Raw genomic sequence first — 18530 nt, forward strand, 5'->3', positions numbered from 1 at the left:
CATGAGCAGCAGCCCCACCGCCGACGTCTCCGTCCGGGTCGCCTGGGCCGACGACGCCCCCGCGATCGCCCAGGTGCAGGGACGCGCCTGGCGGGCGTCGTACGCCGACCTGCTGCCCGCCGACGTGCTGGACTCCTTCGACACCGACGCCGTCGCCGCGGCCTGGCGCGAGCACCTCACCCGGCCGGCGGACGCGCGCAACCGGGTGCTGGTGGCCTTGGAGCACAACACCGTCGTCGGCTTCGCGCTCTGCTCCCCCGGCGCCGACCCCGACTGCGACCCGGTCGCCGACGGCGAGCTCTCCGAGATCACCGTCGACCCCGGCAAGCGCGGGCTCGGGCACGGCTCCCGGCTGTTGCAGGCGGGCGTGGACACCCTGGTCGCCGACCGGTTCACCCGCGCGGTCACCTGGGTGACCAGCACCGACGACGCCCTGCGCGGCTTCCTCACCGAGGCCGGCTGGGCGCCCGACGGCGCGCACCGCGAGCTGGACCTCGACGGCTCCGGCGACACCGTGGTGCGTCAGGTGCGGCTGCACACCGCGCTCGTCGACCCCGAGTGACCACGGACCGGACGGCCTTGATTTCCTGCTCCACCCGGGGAGACTGGGAGCACCATCGCAGGGAGGGGATCTGCCGATGTTCGGACCACTGCCACCCATCCATCGCGCGCTGATCGTCGCCGGCTCGCTGGTCGTCTTCGTCGGGATCTGTTGGATCCTCGCCTACCAGTCCCCGACGGTGCTGACCGTCGTCGGCCCGATCGTGGGGGTTCTGCTGGGCTCCCTGGTCGCGTGGGCGCTGCTGCACGGGCGCCAGGAGCGGAGGCCCACCGGCCGCTAGGCTCGGGCGGTGTCCGATGCCGCCCCCGCCGCCTGGCCGGCCGAGCGCCGCGCCATCGTCCGGGACTCGCTCGCGGTCGGGCTGGCCACCGGCGCCTACGGCACCGGCTTCGGCGCGATCTCGGTCGCCTCGGGTCTGAGCGTGTGGCAGACCTGCGTGCTGTCGCTGCTGATGTTCACCGGCGCCTCGCAGTTCGCCTTCGTCGGCGTGGTCGCCTCGGGCGGGAGCTCGGTGTCGGCCGCCACGACCGCGCTGCTGCTCGGCACCCGGAACACGCTCTACGGGCTGCGGATGGCGCCGCTCCTCGGCTTCCGCGGCGCAGCGAGGATCGGTGCCGCCCAGGTGCTGATCGACGAGTCGACGGCGATGGGGGTCACCCGGGACTCCCGGCGCGCCGCCCGCACCGGGTTCCTCACCACCGGGCTGTCCATCTTCGTGCTGTGGAACCTCTTCACCTTCCTCGGCGCGGTCGCCGGCGACCTGATCGGCGACCCCCGCACCTACGGCCTGGACGCCGCGGTCGGCGCGGCGTTCCTGGCCCTGCTCTGGCCGCGGCTGACCGACCGGCGCAACCGGATGGTCGCCGTGCTCGCGGCCGCGCTCGCGCTCGCGATCGCCGGCGTGGTGCCTGCCGGCGTGCCGGTGCTGGCCGCGGGCGGCGTCGCGCTGATCGCCGGGCTGCTCAGCCGGGGCGGCGACTCGACCGACGTACCCACCGACGAGCCCGACCACAGGAGGACTGCCCTGATGTGGACCGCGGTCGTGCTGGCCGGCGTCGGCTGCTACCTGCTCAAGCTCGCCGGCCTCTCGGTGCCCTCGCGGGTGCTCGAGCGGCCGGTGGTCGAGCGGATCGCCGACCTGATGCCGGTCGCGCTGCTCGCGGCGCTGATCGCGGTGCAGGTCTTCGTCACCGACCAGCGACTGGTGCTGGACGCACGGGCGGCGGCGCTGGGCTTCGCGTTCGTGGCGCTGCTGCTGCGCGCGCCGTTCCTCGTCGTGGTGGTCGGCGCCGCGGTGCTGGCGGCGCTGCTGCGGCTGCTCTGAGCCGGGCTCTCAGTCCAGGTCGAGGAAGTGCTCCAGCCCCACGGTGAGGCCGGGGTGCTCGGCGATCCGGCGCAGCCCGGTCAGCACGCCGGGGGTGAAGGAGGCCCGGTCCATCGAGTCGTGCCGGATGGTCAGCGTCTCCCCCAGCCCGCCGAAGAGCACCTCCTGGTGGGCGACCAGGCCGCGCAGCCGCAGCCCGTGCACCCGGACTCCGTCGACGTCGGCCCCACGGGAGCCCTCGAGCGCGGTGGACGTGGCGTCCGGCATCGGCGCCGAGCCCGCCTCGCGGCGGGCGGCCGCGATGAGCTGCGCCGTACGCCGCGCCGTGCCCGACGGGGCGTCCGCCTTGTCCGGGTGGTGCAGCTCGACCACCTCGGCCGACTCATAGAACGGGGCCGCGATCTGCGCGAAGCGCATCATCAGGATCGCCCCGATGGAGAAGTTGGGGGCGATCAGCACGCCGGTGCCTGGACTGTCGGCGAGCCACCCCTCCAGGGTCGCGAGCCGCTCGTCGGTCCAGCCGGTGGTGCCGACCACCGCATGGATCCCCTCGCGCACGCACAGCTCGAGGTTGTCCATGACCACGTCGGGGTGGGTGAAGTCCACGACCGCCTGGGCGCCGCTCTCCACCAGCAGCCGCGGGTCGTCGCCCTGGTCCACCTCGGCCACCAGCTCCAGGTCGTCGGCAGCCTCAACGGCGCGACAGACCTCGCTGCCGACCTTGCCGCGGGCGCCCAGGACGCCCACGCGGCGTACCTGCTCGGTGCTCTCCTGCTGCTCCTCGCTCACGCCACCGAGCGTAGTGCGCGGCACGCTCCGGACGGACCGGTGCCTGACGGGTGTCGGGCGAGGTGGCACTCTTGTCCCATGCGAGCGTCGCCGATCCCGCCCAGGATCCGTTGGGCCGTCGACCTGATGGACGTCCAGCCGGGCGACAGCATCCTGGAGATCGGGTGCGGTCCCGGGGCCGGCGCCGAGCTGATCTGCTCCCGGCTGGAGACCGGGAAGCTGTTCGCCATCGACCGCTCCGAGTCCGGCGTGGACCGCACCAAGCGGCGGTGTCAGAAGTACGTCGACGCCGGGCGGCTCACCGTCCGCCAGATCGACCTCGCCACCCTGCGGGTGCCGGTCAAACGGCTGAACAAGGTCTTCGCCTTCAACGTGAACCTGTTCTGGGTGCGCGACGCCGCCGACGAGATCGCGCTGCTGCACGAGCGGCTGCTGCCCGGCGGGGCGGTCTACCTGTTCTGGGAGGCCAACCGTCCCGAGCTGGTGCCGACGATGGTGGGCAAGGCGTCCAAGGCGCTGACCGACCAGGGCTTCCGGGTCTCGGTCGTGGAGCAGAAGGCCCCACCGGTCGTCGGCCTCATCGGCCGCCGCTGAGGCCCTCGGCTCTAGGGCGTGTCTCCCTATTCGCGAAGCCAGATGGTGATGGCGCGTAGGACGACGCCTCCTCGATAGACCACCGCGAGCTTGTCGTAGCGGGTGGCCAGGCCGCGCCATTGCTTGTGGTCGTTGAAGGACCGCTCGATGACGTTGCGCCCCCTGTAGGTCACGGCGTCGAATGAGGGCGGACGACCGCCGGCCGATCCGCGCCGTTTGCGGTGGGCGATCTGGTCCGAAGGCTGCGGGATGACCGCCCTGACTCGGCGGGATCGCAGCTCGGCGCGGATCGCGCGGGATGAGTAGGCCTTGTCGCCGAGCACGGCGTCCGGGCGAGTGCGCGGCCGCCCCGGACCGAGGCGCTTGACGGCCAGGTGCGACAGGAGTGGCTTGAGCATCGGGGAGTCGCCGGCCTGGCCGGGCGTGAGCGCGATGACCAGCGGGCGGCCCTGCCCATCGACGAGTTGGTGGATCTTGGTCGACATCCCGCCGCGGGAGCGACCGAGCGCGTGGTCAGGGGGCTCGGCACGCAGGTCCTTGTAGTTCGACTCAGCCCCCCGTGCGGCGCCCGGCTGGCACCTCGATGCGGCTCAACGTGGTGGCGTGCTGGTGCGCCCGGTTGATCGTGGAGTCCACCGACACGTCCCACTCGACCTGCCCGGCGGCGTCGGCTTCGGCGACCAGCCGGGCATGTACCTTGTCCCACGTTCCGTCGGTGCTGAACCGCTTGTGGCGCTTCCAGATCGTCTGCCACGGGCCGAAGGACTCGGGCAGGTCCCGCCACGCCACCCCGGTCCGGAACCGGTAGACGATGCCCTCGATCACCTGTCGGTGATCGCGAAACGGCCGACCCCGCTGGCCGTCCGAGGAGGGCATCAACGGCTCGATCCGAGCCCACTGAGCGTCAGTCAGCACCGCAGAACGCGACATGCGTCAACAATCCCGGCTCGACCCCGCGTTCTTTGGGAGACACGCCCTAGGGCCCGACGAGCGCCAGCACCTCGCCACCGCCCAGCAGCTCGCCCGCGAGCTCGCCGACCTCGTCCACGGTGACGGCGTCGATCCGGTGCAGGATCTCGTCCAGGGTGAGCAGCTCGGTGCCGAAGAGCTCGGCCTTGCCGAGGCGGAACATCCGCGAGCCGGAGTCCTCCAGGCCGAGCACCAGGCCGCCGCGCAGCTGGCCCTGGCCGCGCTCGACCTCCTCGGGGGTCAGCCCGTCGGCCGCGACGGAGGCGAGCTCGTGGCGCACGACGTCGAGCAGGGCGTCCTGCCGCGCCGGGAGGCAGCCCGCGGCCACGCCCAGCAGGCCGGCATCGGCGTGCTGTCCGGTGAAGGAGTAGACCGAGTAGGCCAGGCCGCGCCGCTCCCGGACCTCCTGGAAGAGCCGGGAGGACGTGCTCCCGCCGAGGGCCGTGCTGAGCACGCCCAGCGCGAAGCGGCGCGGGTCGGTGCGGGTCAGGCCGCGGCCGCCGAGGACCAGGTTGACCTGCTCGAAGGGGCGGTGGGCGGTCGCCGTCCCCGGGCGGACGCGGCGCGCGTCCAGCCGCTGCGGGACGGTCGCGGGCTCCGCCGTACCGTCCAGGAAGCCGTCGCGGTCGAAGGCCGCGGCGACCTGCCGGACCACGGCGGCATGGTCGATGTTGCCGGCGACGGAGACCACCAGGGTCTCCGGGCGGTAGTGGCGCTGCCAGAAGCGGTGCACCTGGTCGCGGGTGAGCGCCTCGATCGAGGCGGTGGTGCCGGCGATCGGACGGCCCAGCGGCGAGTCGCCCCACGCCTGCAGGGCGAACAGGTTGTGCACGACGTCGTCGGGGTCGTCGTCGTGCATGGCGATCTCGTCGAGGATCACCTGGCGCTCGGCCTCGACGTCGGGCTCGGCCAGCACCGAGGCGGTGACCATGTCGCCGAGCACGTCGATGGCGACCGGCAGGTCCTCGTCCAGCGTGCGGGCGTGGAAGCAGGTGTAGTCCTTCGCGGTGAACGCGTTGAACTCCCCGCCGACCTGGTCCAGGGCGACGGAGATGTCCAGGGCGCTGCGCGTGTGCGTGCCCTTGAAGAGCAGGTGCTCGAGGAAGTGCGAGCAGCCGTGCAGCGCGCCGCTCTCGTGCCGGGAGCCCACACCGGCCCACACGCCGACCGACGCGGAGCGGACCCCGGCCATCTCCTCGGTGACGATCCGCAGGCCGCTGGGCAGCACGCTACGGCGGACCCGGGAGGTGACCCGGCCGTCGGCGTCGCGGGTGGTGTGCACGACGCGGGTACGGCGACCCGGCCGGGAAGCGGCCGGCCGGCCAGCAGAGGTCTGCTGGCCGGCCGGAACGCGGGTGGATCTCGCGGTCACTGCGCCTCCGTGACCTCCGCGGGAGCCTCATCGGAGGCCTCCGAGGTCTCGGACTCCTCGACCACCGGGACCAGCGACAGCTTGCCGCGGTCGTCGATCTCGGCGATCTCGACCTGGACCTTCTGGCCCACGGAGACGACGTCCTCGACGGCCTCGACCCGCTTGCCGCTGGCCAGGGCGCGCAGCTTGCTGATGTGCAGCAGGCCGTCCTTGCCGGGCAGCAGCGAGACGAACGCACCGAAGTTCGTCGTCTTGACCACGGTGCCGAGGTAGCGCTCGCCGACCTCGGGCATCGTCGGGTTGGCGATCGCGTTGACGGCGGCCTTGGCGGCCTCGGCGGCCTCGCCGCTGGTGGCGCCGATGTAGACGGTGCCGTCGTCCTCGATCGAGACGCTCGCGCCCGTGTCGTCCTGGATCTGGTTGATCACCTTGCCCTTGGGGCCGATGACCTCGCCGATCTTGTCGACGGGCACCATCACGGTGATGATCCGCGGCGCGTGCATCGACATCTCCTCCGGAGCGTCGATCGCCTCGGCCATCACGTCCAGGATCGTCATCCGGGCGTCGCGGGCCTGGGTGAGCGCCTGGCCGAGCACCTCGGCGGGGATGCCGTCGAGCTTGGTGTCGAGCTGGAGCGCGGTGACGAACTCACGGGTGCCGGCGACCTTGAAGTCCATGTCGCCGAAGGCGTCCTCGGCGCCGAGGATGTCGGTCAGCGCGACGTACTCGGTCTTGCCGTCGACCTCGCCGGAGATGAGGCCCATCGCGATGCCGGCCACCGGCGCCTTGAGGGGCACGCCGGCCTGCAGCAGCGACAGCGTCGAGGCGCAGACCGAGCCCATCGAGGTGGAGCCGTTGGAGCCCATCGCCTCCGACAGCTGGCGGATCGCGTAGGGGAACTCCTCGCGGTCCGGCAGCACCGGCAGCAGCGCCCGGCGGGCGAGCGCGCCGTGGCCGACCTCGCGGCGCTTGGGCGAGCCGACCCGGCCGGTCTCACCGGTGGAGAACGGCGGGAAGACGTACTTGTGCATGTAGCGGCGGTGCTTCTCCGGGGAGAGCGTGTCCAGCTGCTGCTCCATCTTCAGCATGTCCAGCGTGGTGACACCCAGGATCTGGGTCTCGCCGCGCTCGAACAGCGCCGAGCCGTGCACCCGCGGGAGCACGCCGACCTCGGCGTGCAGCGGACGGATGTCGGCCAGGCCGCGGCCGTCGATACGGACCTTCTCGCGCAGCACGCGGTCGCGCACCAGCGACTTGGTCAGCGCGCGGAACGCGGCGCCGATCTCCTTCTCCCGACCCTCGAAGTCGGCGGCGTGCCGCTCGACCAGCCCGGCCTTGATCTCGTCGAGGCGCTCCTCGCGCTCCTGCTTGCCGGCGATGGTGAGGGCGGACGCGGTGTCGTCCTTCGCGGAGGACTCGACGGCGTTGTAGACGTCGTCCTCGAACTCCAGGAAGACCGGGAACTCCTCGACCGGCTTGGCGGCCTCGGCGGCGAGCTGCTGCTGGGCCTCGACCAGCTGCTTGATGAACGGCTTGGCGGCGTCCAGGCCGCCCGCCACGACCTCCTCGGTCGGGGCCTGCTGGCCACCGCGGACCAGCTCGACGGTCTGCTCGGTGGCCTCGGCCTCGACCATCATGATCGCGACGTCGCCGGTCTCGGTCACCCGGCCGGCCACGACCATGTCGAAGACGGCCGACTCGAGCTGCTCGTGGGTCGGGAACGCGACCCACTGGCCGTCGATCAGCGCCATCCGCACGCCGCCGATCGGGCCGGAGAACGGCAGGCCGGACAGCTGGGTGGACATCGACGCGGCGTTGATCGCCAGCACGTCGTAGGGCATGTTCTGGTCCAGCGCCAGCACGGTGATGACGACCTGGACCTCGTTGCGCAGGCCCTTCTTGAAGGTCGGGCGCAGGGGGCGGTCGATCAGCCGGCAGGTGAGGATCGCGTCCTCGCCCGGGCGACCCTCGGAGCGGAAGAACGAGCCGGGGATCTGCCCGATCGCGTACATCCGCTCCTCGACGTCGACCGTCAGCGGGAAGAAGTCGAAGTGGTCCTTGGGCTGCTTGGAGGCCGTCGTGGCCGAGAGCAGCATGGTGTCGTCGTCGAGGTACGCCGTCACGGAGCCGGCGGCCTGACGGGCCAGGAGGCCGGTCTCGAACTTGACCTTGCGCTGGCCGAAGGTGCCGTTGTCGAGAACGGTCTCGACAGCGGAGATGGTGGGTTCACTCATGTAGTGGAGCCCTGCTTTCTTGGTCGCGGAGCGATCCGCGAACGCCCGGCAGCAAACTCTGGTCCCCGCTCGGGACCAGGCCGGTCTTCGATCGAGGCCCGCGGGATCCTCCTGCTTCTCGAGATCCCGAAGGCCACTACCGAGGACCGGGCCGAAGGTTGCGCGGGTCGCTCCTGGGATGTGGATGTTCAGTTGTGGGTCCGAGACGACGATAGCGCCCGGATGTGACGGGAGCGGCCCCCCGTGCGGGGAGCCGCTCCACGAAGTCAGCGACGCAGGCCGAGGCGCTCGACCAACGAGCGGTAGCGCTCGATGTCGGTCTTCTGCAGGTAGTTGAGCAGACGACGGCGCTGGCCCACGAGCAGCAGCAGGCCACGACGGCTGTGGTGGTCGTGCTTGTGCTGCTTGAGGTGCTCGGTGAGGTGGGCGATGCGGTGGCTGAGCAGCGCGACCTGCACCTCGGGCGAACCGGTGTCGCCCTCGGTGGTGGCGTACTCGGCGATGATCTTCTTCTTGGTCTCCGCGTCGGTTCCTACAGCCATGCGGGGGCTCCTTCCGGTGTCTCGTTGCGCGGCGCGCCGGGGCCTGTTCACCCGGGCACTCTGGTTCCGCGGCCGATTGCATACGGCGAATGAGCAACCTGGAGAGGCTATCAGCGGCGCGGTCGCTGCGGTAAATCCACAGGCGACGTCACGGCCGGGACGCGGGCCTCGGCCGGCTCCGGGAGCGCCGCCTCCTGCCCCGGTCCGCGCTCGGCGAGCGGGAAGACGTTGCGGCGAGCGACGTCGCCCAGCAGCCAAGGGAGGAGGACCACCCGTCCGCGGGCACAGTAGTCGGCGACGTCCATCGGGCGACCGGCCTGGTCGAAGAGCTGGATCCCGACCAGCGGGCGGCCCTGGGCGTCGTACGCCTGCACGTTGCAGACCTGCCGGCCCCGGTTGACCACGCCGTACCCCCGGGTGGCCCTCAGCGGGTCGGTGAAGTCGTAGCCCAGGATCCGCGCACTGCTGTCCAGGCTCTGCCTCTGCGCCGCCTCCGTGGCGAAGGGGACCATCACCAAGGCGAAGGCGTTGAGGAGCACGAGCAGCACGCGAGCCAGCGGGCCTCGGCTCCCGGCGGGAGCGGCGCCCGGCCAGAGGCGCCCGAGGCCGACCAGGACGCTGCCCACCACGGCCAGCCCGAGCAGGGCGAAGCCCACGAACGGCTCCACTCCCGGCACCAGCAGCAGGCCCCTGGTCGACCAGCCCGGCAGCAGCCGGGCCACGAGCACGACGGCCACCCACGCGCGCACCACCCACCAGACGGGGCGAAGCGCCGCGATCACGGGCCAGACGGCCGCCATGGCCGGCCGCTCGGCCAGGTCGTCCCAGCCGGCTCGCAGGGCGTCCATCCGGACCGCGAGCCCGCGTCTGCGACGGGCGCGCCCCTCCGGCGGCAGGCCGGCCGCGGCCCGCAGCTCCGCGGCATAGGCGGCCGGGTCGCCGAGCACACCCCCGCCGTGCTCGGCGACCTGCTCGTCCAGGTCGGCCTCCAGGCCGGCCAGGAGCTCCTCGGCGTCCTCCGGCGGGAGGTCCGCCAGATGGGCCGCGACGGCGGCCACGAATCGGGAGACCTCGGGCCGCGCCCGCAGCCCCTGCGTGTTCGTCATGCGGGAACCTCCGTGTCCAGCAGTCGGGTGACGACCGTCGAGAAGTCGTGCCAGTCATCGCGCTGCTGCTTGAGCTGGGCGCGGCCGGCCGGGGTGATGCCGTAGTACTTCCTGTGCGGTCCCTCCTCGGAGGGCATGACATAGGAGGTCAGCGCGCCGGCGGCGTAGAGCCGGCGCAGGGTGCCGTAGACCGAGGCGTCGCCGACGTCGTCGAGCCCGGCGGCACGCAGGCGGCGCACGACGTCGTAGCCGTAGCCGTCCTCGTCGTCGACCACCGCCAGCACGGCGAGGTCGAGCACTCCCTTGAGGAGCTGCGTGGTGTCCATGCACGGCACAGTACTCCGCATCGCGCAGTAGCGCCGATGACACGCCACCTTCCGGCGTGTCGGCCGCCTCAGGCGATCCGCGACCCCGTGCCCGAGGTGGGTGCCAGACCCACCGGGTCGTCGTACACCGGACCCAGCGCGACCGTGCACGCCGTGGTCGCCTGGATGCCGGCGCCGAACCGGGTGAACGAGACGTCGGCCGACCCGAGGGCGGTCTGCTCCTCGAACGCCGACAGGACGGTGGTCAGGGAGGGGTCGTAGCCCGTGAACCCCTGCCCCACCAGGACGACCCGGTGCGGGGCGGTCATGTCGCGGACGATGGCCGCGACCGCGCCCAGCGCCCGCGCTCGCTGCTCGAGCAGCTCGTGGGCGGGCAGCGACCCGAGCCGGGCGGCGTCGACCACCTGCTCGACCGGGGCGCCGACCGGGACGATCCCCGCGGCGCTGGCGCGCCGGGCCACGGCGTGGTCGGAGTACGCCGCGCCCAGGCACCCGGTGCGCCCGCAGACGCAGCCCTCCGGCTCGGCAGTCGGGAACGTCGGGAAGTGGGTGAGGCTGCCACTGCGGGAGACGTCGGTGTCCGAGCCGTGGTCGACGGCCACCGCGAAGCCGACGGTGTTGCGGGCGTAGACGTAGAGCGTCACTCCCCCGGTGCCGTGGCGGCGGTGGAGGAACTCGGTGGCGGCGACGGCGGGGACGTGGTCGGCGGTGATGACGTCCAGGCCGAGTACATCGTGCAGCCGCGCGCTGGTCTCGGAGCGGTCCAGGTCGAGGTCGGCCCATGGCGCGACGAGTCCGGCCACCAGGGGGACCCGGCCGGGCTGGCCGCCCAGCAGCTCGGCCGAGAGGGCGGCCAGCTGCTCGAGGTCGGGCGGGCCGTCCAGCGGCTGCGGCACCGTGCGCTCGCAGACCACCCGGCCGCGCAGGTCCCCGACCGCCACGCTGGCCACGCCGCGGCCGAGGTGGAAGCCGAGCGTCGCGAAGCGGGTGGGGTCCACCTCCACCGGCGTCCGCGGACGGCCGGTCACCCCGACCGGGGCGGCGTCGGGGCGCTCGCGCAGCAGGCCGGCCCGCAGCAGCGCGCTCACCGAGCGGTTGACGGTGGGCAGGCTCAGGCCGGTGGTGCGGGCCAGCTCGTCGCGGGAGACCGGGCCCAGCGCGCGGGTCTGCTCGATCACCCGGCTCGCGGGGCTGGCGAACCGTCCACGGCTCAGGGTGATCCGGTGGTGGTGAGACATGGTCAAAGTCTACTGACTTACTTGACTAACTTCGCGCAGCGTCCACCGGCCGCGTGTCCGGCAGGCACGGCGGGCTTCGGTTCACCGCGATCCGAAGCATTGGCAGCACCGGCGGCGGGCGGCACCGTGGCAGGACGACTTCCCCGGAGAGAGGACCGCCATGACCCTGCAGCTGGAGTACGAGGAGACCACCGCGGACGCCGTACGCGTGCAGCAGCTCGGCGGCCGGATCGGCGCGCAGATCGACGGCGTCCGCCTCGGCGATGACCTCGACGACGCCGTCATCGAGCGGATCCGCGCCGCGCTGCTGCGGCACAAGGTGGTGTTCTTCCGCGGGCAGCAGCACCTCGACGACGCCGGCCACCGCGCCTTCGCCGAGCGGCTCGGCCCGCTCACCACCGCCCACCCCACGGTCAACACCGGCAACGCCCACGTGCTCACGCTGACCGCCAACAAGGGGATGGCCGCCAACGCCTGGCACACCGACGTGACCTTCGTCGACCGGGTGCCCGCGATCAGCGTCCTGCGCGGCGTCACCATCCCGCCGTACGGCGGCAACACCGTCTGGGCGAACACCGCCGCCGCCTACGACCGCCTCCCCGCGCCGCTGAAGGCGCTGGTGGAGAGCCTGTGGGCGGTGCACACCAACAGCTACGACTATGCCCAGCGCGATGAGGAGAACGAGCAGCCGGACGCGAACTTCACCCGCGACGACTTCGCCTCGAAGATCTTCGAGACCCGGCACCCGGTGGTGCGGGTGCACCCGGAGACCGGTGAGCGGACGCTGGTGCTCGGCAACTTCGTCAAGGGCTTCGACGGGCTCAACGACTCCGAGTCCGTGGCCGTCTTCAAGCTCCTGCAGGACCGGGTCACCCGGCTGGAGAACACCATCCGCTGGACCTGGAAGCCCGGCGACGTGGCGATGTGGGACAACCGCGCGACCCAGCACTACGCGGTCGCGGACTTCGACACCGAGCCTCGGGAGATGCGCCGGATCACCGTCGCCGGCGACGTCCCCGTCTCGATCGACGGCCGGCGCAGCGAGGTCATCTCCGGCGACTCCGGGGGGTATGTCGACATCGACAAGCTGATCAGCTGAGGGAAGATGGCGGGGTGAGCCCGACCTCCACCGAGACGCGCCTGGGCGTGTGCAACCTGTGCGAGGCGATCTGCGGGCTCACCCTGACCCTCACCCACGGGCCGTCCGGGACCGCCGTCACCGGCGTGCGCGGCAACCCCGACGACCCGCTCTCCCGCGGGCACATCTGCCCCAAGGGCGTCGCGATCGCGGACGTCACGAGCGACCCGGACCGGCTCACCCGTCCGGTCCGTCGCGTCGGCGAGGGCGCCGACGCCCGCTGGGAGGAGATCGGCTGGGACGAGGCGGTCGGGCTCGTCGTGGACGGGCTGGCGCGCACGCGGGAGCGGTACGGCGACGACGCGGTGGCCGTCTATCTCGGCAACCCGAACGTGCACTCGCTCGGCGCGATGACCCACGGCACCGCGCTGGTGAAGGCGCTCGGCACGCGCAACCGGTTCAGCGCGACGAGCGTGGACCAGCTCCCCCACCAGCTGGTGGCGCACTGGATGTTCGGCCACCAGCTGCTCCTGCCGATCCCGGACCTGGACCGGACGTCGTACTTCCTGGTCGTCGGCGGCAACCCGATGGCCTCCAACGGCTCGCTGATGACGGTGCCGGACTTCCCCGCGCGGCTGCGCGCGCTGCAGGCCCGCGGCGGGCGGATGGTGGTGCTGGACCCGCGGCGCACCGAGACCGCCGAGGCCGCCGACGAGCACCACTTCGTCCGCCCCGGGTCGGACGCGTTCGTGCTGCTCGCCATGGTCCGGACGCTGATCGACGACGGGGTCGCGGTGCCGCCGGAGCTCTCGCGGGGGTACGACGACCTCGCGGCCGCCCTCGAGCCCTTCACGGCGGAGCGAGCGGAGCGGATGAGCGGGCTCCCCGCCGCCGACGTCCGTCGCCTGGCACGCGAGCTCGCCGCGGCGGACCGCGCCGTCGTCTACTCCCGGATGGGGGTCTCCACCGGCGCCTTCGGCTCGGTCGGCGTATGGGCGGTGAACCTGCTCAATGCGCTCACCGGGAATCTGGACCGGGTCGGCGGGGCGATGTTCACCTCGCCGGCGATCGACGTGGTGGGCTCGGGGATGATCTCGCGCGGCCACTGGGACAAGTGGCGCAGCCGGGTGCGCGGGCTGCCCGAGGCGCTGGGCGAGCTGCCGGTCTCCGCGCTGGCCGAGGAGATCGACACCCCGGGCGAAGGCCAGGTGCGGGCGCTGCTCACGGTGGCCGGCAACCCGGTGCTCTCCACTCCCGACGGCGCGCGGCTCGAGCGGGCGGTCGAGGGGCTGGACTTCATGGCCGCGGTCGACATCTACGTCAACGAGACGACCCGGCACGCCGACGTGATCCTGCCCCCGACGACGGCGCTGGAGCGGGACCACTACGACCTGGTCTTCCACGCCCTGGCGGTGCGGAACACCGCGCGCTTCACCCCCGCCGTCCTCCCCCGCGCGGACCATCAGCGGCACGACTGGCAGATCTTCCGCGACCTCGCGCTCGGGCTGGCCCGGCGGGCGCGCCTGCGCGGTCGCCGCCGCGTCCTGCTGGAGGCGCGGATGCGCACCAGTCCCACGGTGATGGTCCGGGCCCTGCTGCGCCGGGGGTCCGGGTTGACGATGCGCACCCTGCGCGAGCGACCCGAGGGCGTCGACCTGGGAGCGCTGCGTCCGGGCCTGCTCTCCTCGCGCCTGCAGACCCGCGACGGGCTGGTGGACCTCGCGCCGCCCCTGGTGCTGGCCGACCTCGTTCGGCTGGACTCCGTCCCCCTCCCCTCGCCCGACGAGCTGGTGCTGATCGGACGGCGCCACCAGCGCGACTGCAACTCCTGGCTGCACAACGCCGGCCGGCTGACCCGTGGCCGGGCGCGCCACCGGCTGCTGGTCCACCCCGACGACCTGGCCGCGCGCGGGCTCTCCGACGGCGACGAGGTCACCGTGACCTCCCGGGTCGGCTCGGTCCGCGTCGAGGCGGCGGCCAGCGAGGACATGATGCCGGGCGTGGTCTCGCTCCCCCACGGCTACGGCCACCAGCGCGACGGCGTACTCCTCGGGATCGCCACCCAGGTCCCCGGCGTCTCCCCCAACGACCTCACCGACCCCGCCCGTCTGGACTCCTCCGGCAACGCGGTCCTCAACGGCGTCCCCGTGACGGTGCAGGCGTAGCTCCCCGAGTCGGCGCTTGTTCACCCCGAGTCGGCGTGTCCTGGCCGAGCCCGTCAGTCCTGCGCTCGCCGGTCGACGACGCGGCGGATGACGGCCGTGGTGGAGAGCCCGCTCGTGCGCGCGACGTACTCCAAGCGGTCGATCACGTCGCCATAGACGGCCTCCGCGGCCTCCGGGGTCAGGTCGTCTCCGTGGACGACGACATCGATCCGATGAGCCACGACGAACTCCTCGTCGATCCGGAGCGGCGCGTCCGGAATGACCTCGTCGACATACCGGCACGCCTCGATGACGGCCACGCGCTCAGACAGGCTCATGATGGGCCGGCGCTTGTACGTCGTAGCCACCTCATCCGACAGCACCCCGACGATCAGCCGGCCTCCGTGAGCCCGGGCAGCTCGCAGCAGCTCGACATGCCCAGCGTGGAAGAGGTCGCCCACCATGTCGACGTAGACCCGCCGACTGCCGGAACGGGGGCGGAAATCGTTCACGGTCACGCATCCTGCCGAACCGAGATGCCTCTGGTCGAGTCGGAGAGGCCCAGCTCCGATGCTCCCCTGCACGCCTCAGTCGCCCGCTGAGAACTGTCGGCGACGAGTGCCAGAGTGCTCTCCACAGGGACCAAAGACGGATGGTCACCATGGGCATGGGGAGTAGAATCAAACGCATGATCGAACCGCTCGTCAGCCTCCTCAGCCCGGCCGGCACGCCGGGTGAGCGGTTGCGGGCGGATGCGGTCGGAGCGTGGGCCGCGGATCTCTCGACCGCGGTGACGGCGTCGAACGACGACCCCGGCGGCAGCGGCCTGAACGCGCCCGAGCTGGTGGATGCGATCCGCGCTCTCGAGGAGCTCTCCTGCGTGGTCTCGGCGGCGCAGGCCTCGCTCTCCGCCGAGTTGGACATCCAGATGCGCGCCGAGCGCGAGGCCCACGGCGTGCCGGCCGACAGACACGGCCAGGGCATCGGCGCCCAGGTCGCGCACGCGCGGCGGGAGTCGCCCCATCGCGGCAGCCGGCATCTCGGTCTGGCGACGATCATCCAGCGCGAGCTCCCCCACACCTGGGCGGCGTGGCGCGCGGGGCGCATCACCGAGTGGAAGGCGACGATCATCGCCCGCGAGACGTCCTGCCTGTCGCTTCCCGAACGGCAGGCGGTGGACGCCATGATCGCCGAGGACCCCGACCAGCTGGAGGGTCGCGGCGATCAGGAGCTCGCCGGGCTTGTCCGCTCCCTGGCCGAGCAGGCCGATCCGGCCGCGGTCGTGGCACGCCGACGCAACGCCGAGGCCGACCGACGGGTCTCGATCCGGCCGGCCCCCGACACGATGGTCTGGTTGAGCGCCCTACTGCCCGTCGCCGAGGGCGTGAGCGTGTGGGCCACTCTGTCCCGCGCCGCCGACACGGCCACCTCGTCCGGCGACCCGCGGACCCGCGGCCAGGTGATGGCCGACGCGCTGGTGCAGTCCGTCACCTCACACCCGGCACCCGACGTCGCGGCCGCCGAGGGGGACGACCAGGAGAGCACCGCCTCGCCCGGGGTCCAGCTCGGCTTGGTGATGACGGACCGCGCGCTCTTCGCCGGCAGCGACGAGCCCGCCCACCTCGACGGCTACGGCCCCATCCCCGCTGAGCTCGCCCGGGAGATCGTCACCGGCACCCTGACCCGCGACGAGTTCGTGTGGGTACGACGCCTCTTCACCCACCCGACCACCGGCGAGCTGATCGCCGCCGATGCCCGCACTCGCCGCTTCCGGGGAAGTCTGTCGCGCTTCATCCGGCTTCGGGACCGCATCTGCCGCACGCCCTGGTGCGACGCAGCCATCCGACACGTCGACCATGCGGTCGATCACGGGCTCGGCGGCGCCACCAGCCAGGACAACGGCCAGGGCACGTGCGAGGCCTGCAACTACGCCAAGCAGGCACCGGGCTGGAGCGCCGGCCCGGCCCTCGGCGGCCCGGAGGACGGGCACGCGCTCCGCACCACCCTGCCCACCGGGCACAGCTACACCACCAGACCGCCACCCCTGGGCCCCCGCACCGATCCACGACCGCTGCGGATCGACTACGCGCTCACCGGCTGAGGACGATCCGGCCCGGGGCGAGCGCCCGCACCGCTCAGGCGCGGACGCTGTCCAGGACGGCCAGCACCTCGTCCGGGGTGGTGGCGGCCCGCAGCCGCTCCACCTGCTCGGAGTCGGTGAACACCGCGGCGATCTTGGCGAGCAGCTTCAGGTGGTCCTTGCCCGCGCCGGCGACACCGATCACGAACTCCGCCTGCTTGCCGTTCCAGTCGATCCCGTCGGGGTAGTGGACGTAGGACAGCGCAGTACGACGGATGCTGTCCTTCGCCTCGTTCGTCCCGTGCGGGATCGCCAGCAGGTTGCCCATGTGCGTAGACACCGACTGCTCGCGCTCGTGCATGGCGTCGACGTACGCCGGCTCCACCGCACCCGCGGCCACCAGCAGCTCGCCGGCCTCGGTGATCGCGTCGTCCCGGGTGCCGGCGGTGCCGCCGAGCACGATCGACTCGGCGGCCAGCACGTCGCCTGACCCCTCGTCGACGTCGGCCTCAGCCTCGGCCGGAGCGGCGGTGCCGGCGGGCTCGGCGGACCCACCCTCGGTGTTGGTCTGCTCCAGCAGGTCCACGATCTCGTCGTACTTCGGGCTGCCCATGAAGTTGTCGACCGAGACGTGGACGGCGGACCCGGTGCGCTGGCGCGCCCGGTCGGTGAGGTCCTGGTGGGAGACCACCAGGTCGTAGTCGTCGGTGAGGTTGGAGATCGCCTTGTTCACCACGGTCACGTCGGTGAAGCCGGCGTCCTGCACCTTGCGGCGGAGCACCGAGGCACCCATCGCCGAGGAGCCCATGCCCGCGTCGCAGGCGAACACGATGCTCTTGATCGTGCCCACCTCGGCCGGCGTGGTGTCCCCGACGAGCGCTCCGGAGGCCACCGACTTCTTGCCCTTCATCGCCTCCATCGACGCCGTGGCGGCACCCAGGTCGCCCTCGTCGGACTTGTCGATCTTCAGCAGGAACCCGGCGATCGCGAAGGTCACCGCCGCCGACGCGAGGACCGCGAGCGTCACGCCGAGGTAGGAGTCCCGGGCGGTCTGGGCGTAGATCGCGAAGATCGAGCCCGGGGCGGCAGGGGCCCGCAGGCCGGTGTCGAAGAGGACGTTGACGAACACGCCGGTCATGCCGCCGGCGATCATCGCGATGATCAGCTTCGGCTTCATCAGCACATAGGGGAAGTAGATCTCGTGGATGCCGCCGAAGAAGTGGATGATCGCCGCACCGGGCGCCGAGGCCTTGGCCAGACCACTGCCGAAGACCGAGAACGCGAGCAGCAGACCCAGGCCGGGGCCGGGGTTGGCCTCCAGCAGGAACAGCACGGACTTGCCCTGCTCGGACGCCTCCGCGATGCCCAGGGGGGTGAGTACGCCGTGGTTGATCGCGTTGTTGAGGAAGAAGACCTTGGCGGGCTCGATCACCAGCGAGGTGAGCGGCAGCAGGTTGTTGTCCACCAGCAGCTCGACCATGTTGCCGAGCACGTCCATGATCCAGTTGACGACCGGCGCGACCACCCAGAAGCCGAAGATCGCCATGACGAAGGCCGTGATGCCGGCCGAGAACATGTTGACGAGCATCTCGAAGCCGGGCCGGATCTTGCCGTCCCACAGGGCGTCCAGCCGCTTCATCACCCACGCCGCCAGCGGGCCGAGGATCATCGCGCCGATGAACATGTGCACCTGGCCGAGCTCAGCGAAGTCCTCCTCCGCGTTGCCGGCGGCCAGCCACTCCTGCAGCGCCTCGGCGTTGAAGTTCGCGATCAGCAGGTCCGAGCCGGCGATCGCGCCCATGACCGCGAACGCGCCCACCACGGCGCCCCGGTCGCCGTGCACCATCCGGCCACCGGTCGCCGCGATCAGGATCGGCAGCAGGTAGTGGATCGTCGGCCCGACCAGCGTCGCCAGGTCGGCGTTCGGCAGCCAGCCGTCGGGGATGAAGAGCGCGGTGAGCAGTCCCCACGCGATCAGGGCCGGGATGTTCGGCATGATCATGTTCGACAGGAAGGTGCCGAACTTCTGCACGTGCACCCGGGCGCCGCCGCGGCTGCTGGTGCCGCTCGATCCGGCGGTCTCGGTGGTGGTCGTCATGGGTGGTCCTCCAGCTCTGCGTGACGCCCGTCACGCCTCGTTCTCCGCAGTCTGACCCAAAGCGGGGCGTTTGC

The 18530-nt window shown here is 72.1% G+C and carries 16 protein-coding genes and 1 pseudogene; 7 read left to right on the forward strand and 10 right to left on the reverse strand.

The window, feature by feature from the left end; genetic code table 11:
* Nucleotide 1 precedes the first annotated feature (1 nt).
* From K8W59_RS13070 to K8W59_RS13080, 3 genes are all read left to right on the forward strand, one after another.
* Nucleotides 2–562 (forward strand): GNAT family N-acetyltransferase, encoded by a 561-nt coding sequence (locus tag K8W59_RS13070; protein WP_223394552.1) that lies wholly within the window; start codon nt 2–4, stop codon nt 560–562.
* Nucleotides 563–638: 76 nt separating this feature from the next.
* Nucleotides 639–842 (forward strand): OapA N-terminal domain-containing protein, encoded by a 204-nt coding sequence (locus K8W59_RS13075; protein ID WP_223394554.1) that lies wholly within the window; start codon nt 639–641, stop codon nt 840–842.
* A 9-nt stretch (nt 843–851) separates the two neighbouring features.
* Nucleotides 852–1886, forward strand: a complete 1035-nt coding sequence (locus tag K8W59_RS13080) for an AzlC family ABC transporter permease (RefSeq protein ID WP_223394556.1) — start codon at nt 852–854, stop codon at nt 1884–1886.
* A 9-nt stretch (nt 1887–1895) separates the two neighbouring features.
* Here K8W59_RS13080 and dapB read toward each other — a convergent pair whose 3' ends face one another.
* Nucleotides 1896–2675: a 4-hydroxy-tetrahydrodipicolinate reductase gene (dapB, locus tag K8W59_RS13085; protein ID WP_223394557.1), complete on the reverse strand. Its 780-nt coding sequence runs from the start codon at nt 2673–2675 to the stop codon at nt 1896–1898.
* Between the two features lie 78 nt (nt 2676–2753).
* On the opposite strand from dapB, the gene K8W59_RS13090 reads away from it, so the two are divergent.
* Nucleotides 2754–3269 carry a class I SAM-dependent methyltransferase gene (locus K8W59_RS13090; RefSeq protein WP_223394559.1) on the forward strand — a complete coding sequence of 172 codons (516 nt, stop codon included), beginning with the start codon at nt 2754–2756 and terminating at the stop codon, nt 3267–3269.
* Nucleotides 3270–3295: 26 nt separating this feature from the next.
* Here K8W59_RS13090 and K8W59_RS13095 read toward each other — a convergent pair.
* The 7 genes and pseudogenes from K8W59_RS13095 to K8W59_RS13125 form a co-directional block, all read right to left on the reverse strand.
* Nucleotides 3296–4199 (reverse strand): annotated as a pseudogene (locus tag K8W59_RS13095) (IS5 family transposase).
* Nucleotides 4200–4245: 46 nt separating this feature from the next.
* Nucleotides 4246–5610 carry a M16 family metallopeptidase gene (locus K8W59_RS13100; RefSeq protein ID WP_223394561.1) on the reverse strand — a complete coding sequence of 455 codons (1365 nt, stop codon included), beginning with the start codon at nt 5608–5610 and terminating at the stop codon, nt 4246–4248.
* Complete coding sequence (locus K8W59_RS13105) at nt 5607–7844, reverse strand: polyribonucleotide nucleotidyltransferase (RefSeq protein ID WP_223394563.1); 2238 nt, start codon at nt 7842–7844, stop codon at nt 5607–5609. The genes K8W59_RS13100 and K8W59_RS13105 overlap by 4 nt, the downstream gene beginning before the upstream one ends.
* A gap of 266 nt (nt 7845–8110) precedes the next feature.
* Nucleotides 8111–8386: a 30S ribosomal protein S15 gene (rpsO, locus tag K8W59_RS13110; protein WP_223394565.1), complete on the reverse strand. Its 276-nt coding sequence runs from the start codon at nt 8384–8386 to the stop codon at nt 8111–8113.
* A 110-nt stretch (nt 8387–8496) separates the two neighbouring features.
* Nucleotides 8497–9492 (reverse strand): hypothetical protein, encoded by a 996-nt coding sequence (locus K8W59_RS13115; RefSeq protein ID WP_223394567.1) that lies wholly within the window; start codon nt 9490–9492, stop codon nt 8497–8499.
* The gene (locus K8W59_RS13120) at nt 9489–9818 is read right to left on the reverse strand and encodes a PadR family transcriptional regulator (RefSeq protein ID WP_223394569.1); all 330 of its coding nucleotides are present in this window, start codon (nt 9816–9818) and stop codon (nt 9489–9491) included. Before K8W59_RS13120 ends, K8W59_RS13115 begins: the two co-directional genes overlap by 4 nt.
* Nucleotides 9819–9886: 68 nt before the next feature.
* Nucleotides 9887–11056, reverse strand: coding sequence for an ROK family transcriptional regulator (locus K8W59_RS13125; protein WP_223394570.1), 1170 nt, complete (start codon nt 11054–11056; stop codon nt 9887–9889).
* 160 nt (nt 11057–11216) lie between these two features.
* On the opposite strand from K8W59_RS13125, the gene K8W59_RS13130 reads away from it, so the two are divergent.
* Nucleotides 11217–12155 (forward strand): TauD/TfdA dioxygenase family protein, encoded by a 939-nt coding sequence (locus tag K8W59_RS13130; protein ID WP_223394572.1) that lies wholly within the window; start codon nt 11217–11219, stop codon nt 12153–12155.
* Between the two features lie 14 nt (nt 12156–12169).
* Nucleotides 12170–14299 (forward strand): molybdopterin-dependent oxidoreductase, encoded by a 2130-nt coding sequence (locus K8W59_RS13135; protein ID WP_223394574.1) that lies wholly within the window; start codon nt 12170–12172, stop codon nt 14297–14299.
* A 53-nt stretch (nt 14300–14352) separates the two neighbouring features.
* Here the strand turns inward: K8W59_RS13135 and K8W59_RS13140 are convergent, their stop codons facing one another.
* Nucleotides 14353–14790, reverse strand: a complete 438-nt coding sequence (locus tag K8W59_RS13140; RefSeq protein ID WP_223394576.1) for an adenylyltransferase/cytidyltransferase family protein — start codon at nt 14788–14790, stop codon at nt 14353–14355.
* Between the two features lie 176 nt (nt 14791–14966).
* Between K8W59_RS13140 and K8W59_RS13145 the strand changes: the two genes are divergently transcribed.
* Nucleotides 14967–16379 (forward strand): HNH endonuclease, encoded by a 1413-nt coding sequence (locus K8W59_RS13145; protein WP_223394578.1) that lies wholly within the window; start codon nt 14967–14969, stop codon nt 16377–16379.
* 34 nt (nt 16380–16413) lie between these two features.
* Here K8W59_RS13145 and K8W59_RS13150 read toward each other — a convergent pair whose 3' ends face one another.
* On the reverse strand, nt 16414–18456 hold the full coding sequence (locus tag K8W59_RS13150) for a PTS mannitol transporter subunit IICBA (RefSeq protein WP_223394580.1): 2043 nt from the start codon (nt 18454–18456) through the stop codon (nt 16414–16416).
* Between the last annotated feature and the right edge of the window lie 74 nt (nt 18457–18530).

The organism is Nocardioides rotundus, from assembly GCF_019931675.1.
GTDB lineage: Bacteria > Actinomycetota > Actinomycetes > Propionibacteriales > Nocardioidaceae > Nocardioides > Nocardioides rotundus.

Coding starts and splice junctions, on each gene's coding strand:
- K8W59_RS13070 (WP_223394552.1), top strand. CDS start 2: ATGAGCAGCAGCCCCACCGCCGACGTCTCCGTCCGGGTCGCCTGGGCC.
- K8W59_RS13075 (WP_223394554.1), top strand. CDS start 639: ATGTTCGGACCACTGCCACCCATCCATCGCGCGCTGATCGTCGCCGGC.
- K8W59_RS13090 (WP_223394559.1), top strand. CDS start 2,754: ATGCGAGCGTCGCCGATCCCGCCCAGGATCCGTTGGGCCGTCGACCTG.
- K8W59_RS13105 (WP_223394563.1), bottom strand. CDS start 7,844: ATGAGTGAACCCACCATCTCCGCTGTCGAGACCGTTCTCGACAACGGC.
- rpsO (WP_223394565.1), bottom strand. CDS start 8,386: ATGGCTGTAGGAACCGACGCGGAGACCAAGAAGAAGATCATCGCCGAG.
- K8W59_RS13115 (WP_223394567.1), bottom strand. CDS start 9,492: ATGACGAACACGCAGGGGCTGCGGGCGCGGCCCGAGGTCTCCCGATTC.
- K8W59_RS13120 (WP_223394569.1), bottom strand. CDS start 9,818: ATGGACACCACGCAGCTCCTCAAGGGAGTGCTCGACCTCGCCGTGCTG.
- K8W59_RS13125 (WP_223394570.1), bottom strand. CDS start 11,056: ATGTCTCACCACCACCGGATCACCCTGAGCCGTGGACGGTTCGCCAGC.
- K8W59_RS13130 (WP_223394572.1), top strand. CDS start 11,217: ATGACCCTGCAGCTGGAGTACGAGGAGACCACCGCGGACGCCGTACGC.
- K8W59_RS13145 (WP_223394578.1), top strand. CDS start 14,967: ATGATCGAACCGCTCGTCAGCCTCCTCAGCCCGGCCGGCACGCCGGGT.
- K8W59_RS13150 (WP_223394580.1), bottom strand. CDS start 18,456: ATGACGACCACCACCGAGACCGCCGGATCGAGCGGCACCAGCAGCCGC.